A 12999-nucleotide genomic window follows, 5' to 3' on the forward strand; every position below is an offset into this window, starting at 1 on the left:
TTTGTAATATAATAATTACACAATAAATATTACTTATTATACAATTACCCTCTTACTTCATGAATCTTATCCTTGTATTTTTCGAACCATTGTTGCCATTCACTTTTAGAAAATTCTTTCTCTTCTCCTTCTAAAACGGAAGAAAAAAGATCTAAACAAATATGCCAACCAGCTATATCTTTCGGTGTATGATCAGTTAATTCATGAATGTATTCTTTAAGAAGTAAAAGAGAACCCTTTTCCTCTTTATGTATTTCAAATCGGACACGATCTTTATCCCATGTGAATTCAAGTACTGAATTTAGTTGGCACTCTAATATATCAATATTTAAAAATGAACCATCCATCATGTCAAATTTTATAATTCCAGCTGTTTTAAGGTTTTCAATTTGTAAATTGGACATCCACTTTTTTAACTTATTATTATCTGTTAATACAGACCAAACTTTTTCTATCGAATATGAAAAATAACGGTCAAATTGGACTACGTATTCATTACCCCGTTTATCTATTACAGCTAACATTATTAATTAACCTCCTCTTCACTAAAACGAATATACGTTCTGTTTTTATTTTACATGATTTCATTTAAAAAAGATATCTCTATTACCCCCCTACTAGTTTAAGACTTTTTTGTTACCTCCAAAATTGATTGACTTATTATATATGAGAGCTCTAATCTGGTTGACCATGCTTTTATTGGATCCATAATATTATCTTGGTTAAGCTTGTTCACATATTTTAAACCGTCCACTGCCATGTAACCAATATTAAAATCTGTAAAAGTATTTATAATCATTGGCCATTCTCCATCAGTCATTCTACATTTAGAATATTTTATTATGTGATTTATTGCTCGTTTTGATAGCGCACATGAACCAGCTGTAATATCTACTTCTTTCCCTAATTGTAATGACATAATTTTATTTGATACTGTTTCTGTAACTTGCCATTCTTCAGGATGCGTTTGAAAAGCTGTTTCCGTTCTCCCAATGATTAAATAATCTACATCCACTATATTATGAATGAAAGAATTAAGCTCAGCTGGATATTCTTTGATCCAAGTTAGTAAACGATCAAAGTCACAATAATGATAGTAATCATGATCATAGTTACTAACAAAATTCAGAGAATCCCTACGGGCATTTCCTACCCCTGATTTTTCTACTATGTTTATATGAAAGTTACATTCCTCCAGTTCTTTTACAATCTCTCTTGGAGTTACATTACTAATTGTTATACATTTTTCGTCATAATTTAAATTTAACAGTTCCTCTTTTAATTCTTTTATTGCAGCTAATAATCCCCCTGCTGGATCATGAGTAATGCATGTTAATGCTACTTGTTTTACAAGTTTCATACTATATTCTCCTCCCTCTGACAAATTAAAAAGCAGAAAGAATACTTTCTGCGCATTTTATAATAAATAATATATTTTGTATGTTCAATTTAACTCGTATTATATAATTTTAAGAATCTCTGTTATGTTGTTCCCACATAAAAAAACGCCGCTGCGACTCATGAAATTATAGTACTAGCACCTGCTTTAGTTGAATGACTTAACGTTTAATTGCATCAACAATTAGCGATGGAAAACCAAGTTTATCGCCTCTATTTCTAGAATCATACTTTTTCGAACGGAAAATAACACCATCGTTTGCATCCCATTCATTGTAATAAAATTGACCATTTCCATCACAATATTCAAGTAAAACTACCTCAAATCCAGCAATTTCAAATATTTTCGTTAATGTTTTATAATTATGAACGATTTTATGGCTTGCTGCTGGGTGATCTTTCGGACCAGGCCCGTCTATTTGAACTATATTTTGATATGCTTCATCTCGGAAAAACGCATCAGGAACACCGCACCGAATATGCCCTGATGGCTTTAAAAATTTATAACAAATTTCAGCTGCTTCTACACCTTCTTCAAACGTAAGGTGTTCCCATACATGCTCTGCTAAAATAGCTGAAATGGAATTGTATTCAAATCTTTCTTCCCAAGTGGTATTGTCTAGTAAATTAAGTTCATCTTCTTGAGTTTGAACCCAACCTGGATTATTATTAAATACTCCAGCTCCGACTACTACTTTAATTTCGTCTTGCTTAATTGCCATCACTTTCACCTCATAAACCTTTTGATATATTAATATATTCTATGTTTACTATATATTTTCCTTTTTCAACTAAAGTGCCAGTTAGCTCAATAAGATAGGTGACAAGACTTCTGTTGTTTTTACTTATCCTCCCACATACAGCAAAAACGTTTATAGTGCAAAATAAAAAGCGAAAAGAATAATTCTTTCCGCTTTTTATAGCAATAAATACATTTCATATTGTGCTAAAGAATTCTTTTCAAATCCAGATTTCTTTAAAAACCCTTCCAGTAAATTGTTGTTTGGAAACCCAATTGATAAACTTGATAACTTTAATTCTTCACTTGCTACCTGTAATAATTTCGTCCCAACACCAATATTTCTATAGTCTTTGTCTATGAAAATAAAACTAATTTTTCCTTGTTCATTTACACATACAGAACCTTTTATATCACTATCAACATATGCACCGTAAAATGTATGATTTGTTTTTTCGATATAATCAATATCATTTTGCCAATTTATATGGAAGTTTAACCATTTCTGAATTTCAACTTTAAATGTTGGAAATTCTAATTGTTTTACTTCAATATTTTTATTACCTTTATTCATTATTTCAGTTAAATCATTTAGATTATAATAAGAAAGATCATATACTTTTTCATAACCTAATTTTTTATAAAATTGAATCGCACGATCGTTTCCTACAATAACTTCAAGAAAAAGCTGCTTACATTTATTTTGTGTCGCTTCTTCTTTATGTAACTCAAATAACTTTTGACTTACACCAATGCCGCGAAACTTTGGATGAACCGCTAATGTTCCGCAGCGCATTGTTTTTATACTTTCATATACCTTAATACCACCAAGTATCACGCCAACAGATTTGTCACCGTCTAAAGCAAGAAAGGAGTGTTCCAGTGAATTCCCTTCTGCTCCAAAAAACCTTTTTATAAAGTCTTTTTTTGAAACATCCATTTTAATAATATAATCTGAAAATCCGTCCTTAAAAGCTTCATATACCAAATCTATACTGACTTCACTACATCTTTTGTATTGAATCATATAAATATAATCCTCCGCTTTGACTTGTTATAAACTGCATTCAAATACATGAAATGAATTCCCTACACCATATCCATCCTTTATTTCATGAACAACAATTTGACTAAATCCATTAGTAATAAGTATATTTTCAAACTCTTTTAAATCATATAGTCTTATAGGAAAATCCATAATCTCAGTTTCCTCAATTTTCTCATCATGAGTGACTTCATATTTCAGTATAATATTTAAAAGTTTTTGCGCCTTATCATATGACACTTTTCTATACTCAACAATTAATTCATTATTAATTTCTTTTCTATTTGTCTCTATCCAATCTAGAATTTGTTCTATCTCACTTCCACCTTGTACAATTGTTAGAAGCAATTTTCCATTTTCCTTTAAGTTATTTTTCATATTTTGAAGACTAATTCCTACTAAATTATCAGGTAACAGTGAAAATGAACCTACAGGAATCATAATAAGATCATATTTTTTATCACTATGGTATTCTTCTATTCTTCCTAGTGACACAACCGGTTTTAAGTTTAATTTTTCCGCTTTCTCTTTACACACTTTAAGCATGTCTTCTGAAATGTCGAATCCTTCTATATTCACACCATTTTGTATAAAAGGAATTAGCATTCTACCATTTCCGCACATTGGTTCTAACTCTTTCATGTTTTTGTCTTTTGCAAAAGAAAGATAAAAATCCAATTCCTTTCCACTCGCAATTGATTTATCACTTTCATATATCTTTGTACAAAGTTCTCCATAATACGTATGCAATTCTAATTCACCTCTTAATTTGAAATGAGTGGACATTTTCCTACATATGTCTCACTATTTATTTGTTTTATAACAAACGGTGCAATATCCCCATTTTGAATTTTGATTCCTGGCATATCTACTAAACTCTCTTTAATATCACCAGTACCATTTCCTTCTATAACAAAGGGTAATCTAACAATTGTCCAATCTACTTCACTACTTTGTATAATTTGCAATTCTTTATATTTATCCTGCATCATCTTTGGAAAAAATAATCGAAACAAATTAGCCCCTATTTTATTTGTAATTCCCTTCTGATCTCCTTTTACATTTAAGGATCCTCCAGAAATAAGAATATAGCGCTTCATTTCATATTCCTTCATTACTTTTAAAATATGCTCCGTAACTGTACTAAAAATATAAGATTCATTTTTCGGCTGACCTACCGCATTAATCACAGCTTTACACCCTTGAAGTAATTCCTGTATGGCTGACAAATCACGGGCATCCCCACTGATAGGCTCTATATTTTTATTGGTTATCGTCATATTTTTAGAATTTCTCGCTAATATTCGTACTTGATAGCCCTTTTCTAGCGCTTGATTTACTAGGAATTTTCCGACTTTTCCATTCGCACCAAGAATCGCTATTTTATTTGTATTTTCCATTATTAGAACCCTCTTACTATCCATTATTTACTACAGCAATCTCATAAACACGTAAAAAAGTAATTAAATGCTCACACGCTCGTTCACATGCTAACATTTTAAAAACCTTTTGTTCTTCTTTCGTTTTGTCATTTGCTTGATCTGAGGCAGCTTTTAAACATAGAAATGGTTTGTTATTTACACGACATACATAAGCAAATGCTGCCACTTCTTGATCAACGGCTAAAGCACCGTATACAGTATGAAGTAAATACCTCATTTCTGAACTTCGAATACGTTGATCTCCAGATAGAAATGTACCAAAATGGACCGGGTCATACGAACGCAATTTCTTCATTCGTTTTACGAGTGATTTAGTTGTTTCAATAGGTGCTGTTCTTCCATCATATAGATTAAAACTATCTTCTCCTGAACCAGCCGCTGTAACATCATGCTGCAAAGTATTAAGAGCTACAACGATGTGTCCATTTTTCACTTTATCTGATAAACTCCCGCAAATTCCTGTCATAAATAACTGGTCTGGCCGAAATTCACTAATTAATAATTGCACACAACTAGCACAACTTACTTTACCAACGCCTGTTACAACTGATATCACTTCTAATTCATTAATAGAATGAAAATGAAATTCCCAAGCTGCTCTCTTCTCTACACGCTCACTTGGATAATGTTGATGCAAATACGTAAGTTCTGGTTCCCATGCGGATACGATGGCGATACGTTTCATTACACGCTTCACTTCCCCTATTGTCATTTAAATAAGCTATCTATACTTTCTCGTTCATAATCTGGTATCCACTCTTTATACTTCTCATATAAATCCCGTATCTTTTCTTTATTCTTCGCGATTACTTCACATCCTCTATCATCATAAATAAACATGATGATATCCTTTGTTACATTTATAAAAAATATATCTGGATATGAAATCTCTTTTTTTCGTCCTAGGCGTGGACGTAGGTCAGGGAAATCCTCATGATTAACAGCTTCAATAAGCGGTTCATATTTAATATCTTCCGCAAAACATTGTAAAGAAAATTGATATGTACAATATAAGTCAGCTTCTGCATCTTCAAATAGAAAGGGGAATGTTTCTTGTCTTATATGAAACTTTAAATCCTTCTTTTTAATAAATCTATTGTATACGTTTATTTTCTGCGAATTTTTTATATTTTCCTGTTTAAATCGATAAACATTTGTGACTAAAAAGACAGTATCTTCTTTTGAAAATATATCTTTAAATAGACTTTTATTATACCTATATAGTTGTGTGAAATATTCCATATTATACGTGTTACCATCTTCTTTGAATTGATATTTATCTTTCCCAAAATCAAAATGAAGATGATTTTCCCACTGAAAGTATATGGACGGTACGAATGTAACTCCTGGGAATGTTTGATTCATATATTCTTTTAATTGCATTTTTATACCCTTTCTACTCTACAATTTCTTTTAAATGCCAATATGCTTCTTCTAGCCACGGGTGTATGACTTTTAATGTATCTTTTCTTTCCCACAAATATGAAATATATACAAAAGCAGCATGTTCTAAAGAGTTTCCTAAAGCTTTTTTTACATTTAGTAAATATGGAGGTGTCCCTATTTGATCCCATTCTAATTTATCAGCAACAAATAGTACTAAATCCATCTTTGTAGCATGTTTACGCAAAGTAGTGTGGCAACAGATAGCATTTAAAACTTCTTCATCCTCTATTTTAAATATCTCTTTTGCAATTACTCTCGATAATTTTTGATGAATAATCATTGGAAATTCTCGTTCTTCTTGTAATATTTCTATTCCAAATTGTTCAGCAACTGCAATCCGCTCCTCGTTCGGAAAGATTGCACTAATATCATGTAAATATCCTGCAATCGCTGCTTTTTCTTTATCTTCATAAAATATTTCCGCAATTTTTCTTGCCTCATTTGCCACACGAATTGAATGTTTATATGTACATCCTTTATTGTATTTTAATAGAAAAGCTTTAATATCATTTTCTATTTTTCCAGTCGGAGTAAATGGAGATATATCATTATATAACATAGCAAGTCCTCCTTATAACTAACTTTCAGTATAACGTGAAATTCAAATATCCTTCTTATTTTGTATTCGTTATAATTGTATTAATTCCTTTTTATTACGTTACGTGAAATTTTTTGTAGAAACATTACTACAAAATACATAAATGTTTGATATTATAGTAATGTTGATGATTCGCAAGGAAAGGAACTATATGATGAATAAAAACATATTAATTATTGATGATGATAAAGATATTGTAGAATTACTCGCTGTTTATTTGCGAAATGAAGGTTATAACATTTATAAAGCTTATGATGGTGATGAAGCATTACAAATGATATCTACATATGAAGTTGACCTTATGATTTTGGATATTATGATGCCAAAACGAAATGGATTAGAAGTTTGTCAAGAAGTGCGTGAAAATAATACTGTACCTATCCTTATGCTTAGTGCAAAAGCTGAAGATATGGATAAGATATTAGGACTTATGACCGGTGCAGATGATTATATGATTAAACCGTTTAATCCACTAGAATTAGTTGCTAGAGTGAAAGCATTGTTACGTAGATCATCTTTCCAAAACGCTGCCACACCAAAGAATGAAGATGGCATTATTCGCATTCGTACAGTTGAAATTCATAAACATAATCATACGGTTAAAGTAAATGGCGAATATATTAAGCTCACCTCTATCGAATTTGATATTTTATATTTACTTGCGAGTAATACTGGAAGAGTATTTAGTTCTGAAGAGATATTCGAACGCGTTTGGAATGAAGACGGTTATGGTTCTAATAAAACGGTAATGGTCCATATTAGTAATTTACGCGATAAACTTGAAACCGTAATGAATGGTGAAAAACTAATTCATACGGTTTGGGGAGTAGGATATAAAATTGAGAAATGAAGCATTTGATATATTAAAAGATATACCAAAGTGGAAGCTTATTTTTTGGCTTTTATTAGCTATCACTCTTACACCTATTACCGAATTAATTATATTTCGCCTCGTAACGAGTGTAATTGAGAGTTCACTTACTCTAAGCGAACTCGGTAAAGAATTCATTCGAATTTTTGGTTATGAAAAGTATAGAGGGATAAAGGAATCTTTATGGATGATGATCGTTTCTTATTTGTTTTTATTTTCTATTTTCTCATCCTATCTTTACATTTTTTATCGTCATGAAAGAAAGCTTTACTATGAAACTTGTATTAAAAAAATGATTGAAGAAATTCGATATATTGCGAGTGGAAACTTTAATCATAAAGTTTCTATTGTACAGCATAATTATTTAGAAGAATTAGCAACTGGTGTTAATCAAATTGTTGAACAGTTAAAAGTATCAATTGATGAAGAAAGACAGGCAGAACAAGCAAAAAGCGAACTAATTACAAATGTATCACATGACTTACGAACACCTCTTACATCTATAGTTGGATATGTGAATTTAATCCATCATGATAATTATAGAGATGAAGTGGAATTGCGTCATTATATACAAGTCATATACGATAAAGTAACCCGTCTCAACGCATTAATGAATGATTTGTTTGAATATACACGTGTTCAAAATAAAGAGTTAAGTTTAAATTCTGTTCCTATTGATATTGTAGAATTGCTAGGACAATTAACTGTCCAATTTCGGATACAGCTTCAAGAAGCTAATATTGAATGTCGCCCTTCTTTCCCATCTCAAAAGCTAATGGTACTCGCTGATGGGGATAAATTAGTACGTGTTTTTGAAAACCTAATCATAAATGCTATTACTTATGGAAATGATGGAAATCATATTGATATTACAGCTTACGAAGACAATAATACGATTGCAATTGATATAACAAATTACGGACAGGCTATCCCAAGTACTGATTTACCTCATGTTTTTGAACGTTTTTATCGCGTAGAAAAATCACGATCGACAAACACCGGTGGATCAGGGCTCGGATTAGCAATTGCAAAAAGTATTGTCGAACTGCATAAAGGAACGATTGAAGTATATAGTGATGATGAAAAGACAACTTTCACTGTAAAATTACTTCCATATAAATGTTAATAAGGCATATTTTTAGGTTCAATTTCTTATCTAATAAGAAATTGAACCTTTAATTTTCCATCAAAATCCAAAATTAAAGAATTCCTTAAAATTCTTTAGAAATTCTTTACCTTTTCTTTCTTACTAATTAAACATTCCTTCTTACAATAATATTATTGATGTAATTGTAGGAGGATCGCGTATGCAATTTTTTAAAAAAATAACAATTTTATTATTATCTTTTCTTATTACTGCACTTATCGTTTTATATTTTTATCTTTATGTAAATGGTCCAACTATTCGAGCTAAATCAGCTATTTTAATAGATACTAATTCTGGTGAAATTGTTTATAAAAAAAATGAACGTACTCCTATTCAGTCGGCCACTTTATCTAAATTAATGACAGAATATATTGTGATGGAACAACTTCATGATGGAAAAATACAATTAGATGAATCTGTGAAAATAAGAAACGAAGTTTTTAAAACAGAAACAAGTCCGATCCAAGTAACATCGAAGGATAACACTACCGTTCGTGACTTACTTCATGCTTTGCTTTTAACCGGAAATAATCGTTCTGCGCTTGCACTTTCAGAACACATTGCTGGAAATGAAGATAATTTTACATCGTTAATGAATGAAAAAGCAAAGCAACTAAAGTTATCACAACAATCTCCATTTTTAAATTCAACCGGAATAAATAGTGAAAAGAATAGACAATCAATTACAACAGCAATAGACGCAGCCGAAATAGCTGCACAATTAATAAAAGACTATCCAGATGTATTAAATATTACTAAACAAACCTCTTATCGATTTACCTTCAAAGATGTTCAAGTTTTCAACACAAATAAAATGATTTATTCTCTTAATAATAACATTAAATTAAAAGGTGTTGATGGCTTACAATCTAGTTTGTCAACTAACGGTAATTACAGCTTTGTTAGTACAGCAAAACAAGGAAACACACGGTTTATTTCTGTAGTATTAGACGCCAATGAAGAAAACACGGCTTTTGTTGAAACAAAAAAGTTACTTCAATACGCTTTTGAACCTACCTCATATTCTGCACTCCAAGCTTTCAAAGACACTATTACATCTTGGACCATTTTACTTCAGTTTAAAAATTTAATCATACAAACAGTAATAATCTTTTTAATCATTACGATCTTAATGTTTTTACATATACGTCAGAAAAAATCCGAGGACTTTAACTAACCGTTCTCTTTTATATAAAAAACCGACTTGCATTTAGCAAGTCGGTTTCTAAATATATAATCCTCTTCCAATTAAATTCGCTGAAACGGGCTGAAGATTTAATTCTCTTGCTCATATTGATAGCTGACCTATATGATGAATTTCATGTACAATAACGTGTCGTAACACTTCACCATACCTATACTCTTTATCCATCCATGAAACTTTTAATATTTTATTCTCTAAGTCTTCTGTCCACGATTGTAAAAACCTCTCTAAATCCTTGTTATACAAATCAGATAACGCTTTCAGTTTCTGGATTGATTGATAATCCTTAAATTGCGGCTCATCTACTTCTTTTCCTTTCAAATCACAAATCCAGCTATACTCAACATCTACAATATGGAAAAGTGTTTCTAAAATACTCCCAACACCTCCAACACGTTTGCGAAGCAATTCCTCCTCTGTAAGCTGTTCACACCACTTAAACCACTCTTCTCTTACTTGCCAATTATATTGAAATAAAGTGTACACATTTATCTCTCCCCTATCCCAAGGATCCACTTAACAGCATCTATAATATAATGTGGCTCATCCTTTTGAATATAGTGACCGCTATGTTCTGCAATTATAAATTTATTTTTGCTTGATAATTGTAATAATTCTTCTTGCAATTGTAACCATTTCAGTTGTGCATCTGCTGAATAAAAATCTTTTTTTCCAGCAGCTAACACGACAAGTGGAATATCACTCATTGATTTACAATGTCTATCTGCTTCACCTAGACTAAACATAAACTCTTCATATGAACTTTCATATACAAATTGCTTATAGTAAGCTTCTTGAAATTCTGGAGGCATTATTGATAAAAAATCTTCTTTATAATTTTCTGGTGTTGAATCAACCAAAACGATTCCCAACATACCATCAGGATAAAAAGTCGTAAATAAACGTGCATTGATACCACCAAATGAATGACCTACAAATATATATGGTGGGCTTAAATGAAGTTGCTTTAAACAATCTCTTAAATCTTTTACCATTTCAGAACTAATGCGTAGCTTAGAGCTATTCTCACTTTTTCCTAATCCAGCTCGATCATATGTGAGTACCGTCCCATATTCCGTCAGCCCTTCCGCAATACGATCCCATGCCTTTGAATGATCGCCATATCCTGCCTCCATTATAATAACAGGCTGCTGCTTTTTTCCTTGAAATATTTTTGTATATATTTTAAAGCTATCAACTTGTACATATTGTTTTATACATTTAACCATTCACAATCACTTCTCTTCGATTAAGTTCCTCTATTATTTGATCAATTATTTCACTTATAGATAAAGATCCATCCAATACAATATCCGAATTCGGCTTAACAGTATGAATTGCCTCTAAATAAGCTTTTCTCGCATGTGTCATGTAATGTTTCAAATTATTATGTATTTCACTCATTGTATCTTCTTTAAAATCTCTCAAAATTCTTCTAGCCATCGCAATATCTAAAGGTGTATCGATAAATATAGTTACATCAATTAGTTGTCCCACTTCCTTATTTAAGTATGCAAAAGGATAATCTACAATGATATAATCTAAACTACTATCTTGTATTGAACGCTGAATATCATCCATTAGCGGTGTAAGTACCCATTCATCGTAATTAGCTCCATCATCAATCCATTTACAAATATCAACAGGACAGTTATCAAATTTATATCTATCAAAATATAGAGCCTTTGAGTTTTTCAACTCATGAGTTAAACTTTCTGTAATGGTAGTTTTACCGCCCCCTGAAACAGCTGCAATTGAAATTATTTTAGTTTTTTTATTCACGATTCCCACCAAACCCCTTTTGTTAACATAATATAATTATAAAATACTATTGTTTATTGTCCCATTCATATTCTAACATACTCATTTCCCATAAATTCCAATACCTTTCTCCTACTCTTTTTGACTCTCTTAATAAACCTTCTTTTACAAAACCTATTTTTTCGTAACAAGAAATAGCTGACTTATTAAAGTCATAAACACCAAGAGTTACTCTATGTAGTTTTAATTCATCAAAAGCAATACAAAGTACGGCTTTCATCATATGTTGCCCTATAGAATGCCCTCTCATTTTCGTATTACCGACTAGCACTTTTCCAATTCTAGCAGACTTATTTATATTATCTATTTGTCCAAGAGAAATATGACCAATAACTGCTTTAGTCTCTTCATCTATTATTTTGAATGCCAGTGTGTTTGCACTTTCTGTATATTTCTCTAATTGCTGTTCATTTAAAGGATATGTAAATGCATTTCCCGACCATTGTATTAAAAATTCTTCGGAATTAATCCAATTTATTAATTGTTTGAAATCAGATCTTTTAAAGGGCACTAATTTAATCACTCTCATTCTCCTTTCGTACATCACTCTTTATAGCCTCAAACCTATTTCTATATAAAGAATATATTCTCCTTTTATACGAAATTAAAATAAAGCCATTCATAAGAATGGCTTTACAAAAAACAGCATAATTATGCTTTGTTTGCCACGTCAACACCATTAAAATCAAACTCAGCGGTAACCGTTGTAACAGGAGGGAAAATTGCTTCAATTTTGCAAATGGAGATAATTACTCCAACAGATCCAGGAATAGCTGCAAGCTTAACAACATCACAACTTACTGACAAAACAGTACCTACATAAGTACGTCCCTCTGTATTAATTTGAACTGTTTGATTAATTAATTTCTTAAGCTCATCTCTAATTCCTTGTACACAAGAATTATCACATTTCTCATGCTTTTCTTTTTTACACTCTTCGAATATTTCCAAACAATCATCCTGTTTACATGTACACTTCTTTTTACAATTATTAAATCGAGAACCCAAAACCTCACCCCCTAATCCTTTCTATTAGTAAAGTATGTCCAATAGCTTAAAAGTGTACGAGACGAAAGCATAAAAACAAAAAAATAAACACTTGTACTAAACCTTCTTTTTATATACTAAAAACGAAATTGCGTCATTTATAAAAACACCACTAATCTATTTTGTTAATAAAAAATAAAAAAGCGGGCACCCAACTACAGAGCAATATAACAACGCCCTTTTTAGTTTGATGTCCACTGGTTCTTCCAGTAGGACTAAATGTACAATTATTATTACAGCA

The 12999-nt window shown here is 31.1% G+C and carries 17 protein-coding genes; 3 read left to right on the forward strand and 14 right to left on the reverse strand.

Features of this window, described 5'->3' with window-relative positions; all coding sequences use genetic code 11:
* Nucleotides 1-44 precede the first annotated feature (44 nt).
* From SJY24_RS17495 to yqeK, 9 genes are all read right to left on the reverse strand, one after another.
* Nucleotides 45-524 carry an SRPBCC family protein gene (locus SJY24_RS17495; RefSeq protein ID WP_377865620.1) on the reverse strand — a complete coding sequence of 160 codons (480 nt, stop codon included), beginning with the start codon at nt 522-524 and terminating at the stop codon, nt 45-47.
* Between the two features lie 98 nt (nt 525-622).
* Nucleotides 623-1360 carry a hypothetical protein gene (locus SJY24_RS17500; protein WP_377865621.1) on the reverse strand — a complete coding sequence of 246 codons (738 nt, stop codon included), beginning with the start codon at nt 1358-1360 and terminating at the stop codon, nt 623-625.
* A gap of 199 nt (nt 1361-1559) precedes the next feature.
* Nucleotides 1560-2123 (reverse strand): class I SAM-dependent methyltransferase, encoded by a 564-nt coding sequence (locus tag SJY24_RS17505; RefSeq protein ID WP_377865622.1) that lies wholly within the window; start codon nt 2121-2123, stop codon nt 1560-1562.
* Between the two features lie 192 nt (nt 2124-2315).
* Nucleotides 2316-3164, reverse strand: coding sequence for a GNAT family N-acetyltransferase (locus SJY24_RS17510; RefSeq protein WP_377865623.1), 849 nt, complete (start codon nt 3162-3164; stop codon nt 2316-2318).
* 27 nt (nt 3165-3191) lie between these two features.
* Nucleotides 3192-3932, reverse strand: a complete 741-nt coding sequence (locus SJY24_RS17515) for a class I SAM-dependent methyltransferase (RefSeq protein ID WP_377865624.1) — start codon at nt 3930-3932, stop codon at nt 3192-3194.
* A 14-nt stretch (nt 3933-3946) separates the two neighbouring features.
* Complete coding sequence (locus SJY24_RS17520; RefSeq protein WP_377865625.1) at nt 3947-4582, reverse strand: SDR family oxidoreductase; 636 nt, start codon at nt 4580-4582, stop codon at nt 3947-3949.
* Nucleotides 4583-4598: 16 nt separating this feature from the next.
* Nucleotides 4599-5336: a 5'-methylthioadenosine/S-adenosylhomocysteine nucleosidase gene (gene mtnN / locus SJY24_RS17525; RefSeq protein ID WP_377865626.1), complete on the reverse strand. Its 738-nt coding sequence runs from the start codon at nt 5334-5336 to the stop codon at nt 4599-4601.
* Complete coding sequence (locus tag SJY24_RS17530; RefSeq protein WP_377865627.1) at nt 5333-6007, reverse strand: DUF3885 domain-containing protein; 675 nt, start codon at nt 6005-6007, stop codon at nt 5333-5335. Before SJY24_RS17530 ends, mtnN begins: the two co-directional genes overlap by 4 nt.
* Nucleotides 6008-6020: 13 nt before the next feature.
* Complete coding sequence (gene yqeK, locus SJY24_RS17535; protein ID WP_377865628.1) at nt 6021-6629, reverse strand: bis(5'-nucleosyl)-tetraphosphatase (symmetrical) YqeK; 609 nt, start codon at nt 6627-6629, stop codon at nt 6021-6023.
* 193 nt (nt 6630-6822) lie between these two features.
* On the opposite strand from yqeK, the gene SJY24_RS17540 reads away from it, so the two are divergent.
* The 3 genes from SJY24_RS17540 to SJY24_RS17550 all read left to right on the forward strand — a co-directional run bounded on the left by SJY24_RS17540 (nt 6823) and on the right by SJY24_RS17550 (nt 9863).
* Nucleotides 6823-7518, forward strand: a complete 696-nt coding sequence (locus tag SJY24_RS17540; RefSeq protein ID WP_033656750.1) for a response regulator transcription factor — start codon at nt 6823-6825, stop codon at nt 7516-7518.
* Complete coding sequence (locus SJY24_RS17545) at nt 7508-8665, forward strand: sensor histidine kinase (RefSeq protein WP_001243292.1); 1158 nt, start codon at nt 7508-7510, stop codon at nt 8663-8665. Before SJY24_RS17540 ends, SJY24_RS17545 begins: the two co-directional genes overlap by 11 nt.
* A gap of 181 nt (nt 8666-8846) precedes the next feature.
* Nucleotides 8847-9863, forward strand: a complete 1017-nt coding sequence (locus SJY24_RS17550) for a D-alanyl-D-alanine carboxypeptidase family protein (protein ID WP_377865629.1) — start codon at nt 8847-8849, stop codon at nt 9861-9863.
* Between the two features lie 111 nt (nt 9864-9974).
* Here SJY24_RS17550 and SJY24_RS17555 read toward each other — a convergent pair whose 3' ends face one another.
* From SJY24_RS17555 to SJY24_RS17575, 5 genes are all read right to left on the reverse strand, one after another.
* Nucleotides 9975-10376: a DinB family protein gene (locus tag SJY24_RS17555; protein ID WP_377865630.1), complete on the reverse strand. Its 402-nt coding sequence runs from the start codon at nt 10374-10376 to the stop codon at nt 9975-9977.
* Nucleotides 10377-10378: 2 nt separating this feature from the next.
* Nucleotides 10379-11119 (reverse strand): alpha/beta fold hydrolase, encoded by a 741-nt coding sequence (locus SJY24_RS17560; RefSeq protein ID WP_377865631.1) that lies wholly within the window; start codon nt 11117-11119, stop codon nt 10379-10381.
* Nucleotides 11112-11672, reverse strand: coding sequence for a nucleoside/nucleotide kinase family protein (locus SJY24_RS17565; RefSeq protein ID WP_377865632.1), 561 nt, complete (start codon nt 11670-11672; stop codon nt 11112-11114). Before SJY24_RS17565 ends, SJY24_RS17560 begins: the two co-directional genes overlap by 8 nt.
* Nucleotides 11673-11718: 46 nt before the next feature.
* Complete coding sequence (locus SJY24_RS17570; protein WP_377865633.1) at nt 11719-12234, reverse strand: GNAT family N-acetyltransferase; 516 nt, start codon at nt 12232-12234, stop codon at nt 11719-11721.
* A gap of 128 nt (nt 12235-12362) precedes the next feature.
* Entirely contained in the window at nt 12363-12719 is a 357-nt protein-coding gene (locus SJY24_RS17575; RefSeq protein WP_088009004.1) for a hypothetical protein, read from the reverse strand.
* Between the last annotated feature and the right edge of the window lie 280 nt (nt 12720-12999).

The sequence above is a fragment of the Bacillus sp. R86525 genome (genome assembly GCF_042466195.1).
Lineage (GTDB): Bacteria > Bacillota > Bacilli > Bacillales > Bacillaceae_G > Bacillus_A > Bacillus_A nitratireducens.

What these genes read in the sequence shown, in the direction of transcription:
- mtnN (WP_377865626.1), bottom strand. Translation starts at nt 5,336, where the DNA reads ATGACAATAGGGGAAGTGAAGCGTGTAATGAAACGTATCGCCATCGTA.
- SJY24_RS17500 (WP_377865621.1), bottom strand. Translation starts at nt 1,360, where the DNA reads ATGAAACTTGTAAAACAAGTAGCATTAACATGCATTACTCATGATCCA.
- SJY24_RS17520 (WP_377865625.1), bottom strand. Translation starts at nt 4,582, where the DNA reads ATGGAAAATACAAATAAAATAGCGATTCTTGGTGCGAATGGAAAAGTC.
- SJY24_RS17530 (WP_377865627.1), bottom strand. Translation starts at nt 6,007, where the DNA reads ATGCAATTAAAAGAATATATGAATCAAACATTCCCAGGAGTTACATTC.
- yqeK (WP_377865628.1), bottom strand. Translation starts at nt 6,629, where the DNA reads ATGTTATATAATGATATATCTCCATTTACTCCGACTGGAAAAATAGAA.
- SJY24_RS17540 (WP_033656750.1), top strand. Translation starts at nt 6,823, where the DNA reads ATGAATAAAAACATATTAATTATTGATGATGATAAAGATATTGTAGAA.
- SJY24_RS17495 (WP_377865620.1), bottom strand. Translation starts at nt 524, where the DNA reads ATGTTAGCTGTAATAGATAAACGGGGTAATGAATACGTAGTCCAATTT.
- SJY24_RS17510 (WP_377865623.1), bottom strand. Translation starts at nt 3,164, where the DNA reads ATGATTCAATACAAAAGATGTAGTGAAGTCAGTATAGATTTGGTATAT.
- SJY24_RS17560 (WP_377865631.1), bottom strand. Translation starts at nt 11,119, where the DNA reads ATGGTTAAATGTATAAAACAATATGTACAAGTTGATAGCTTTAAAATA.
- SJY24_RS17550 (WP_377865629.1), top strand. Translation starts at nt 8,847, where the DNA reads ATGCAATTTTTTAAAAAAATAACAATTTTATTATTATCTTTTCTTATT.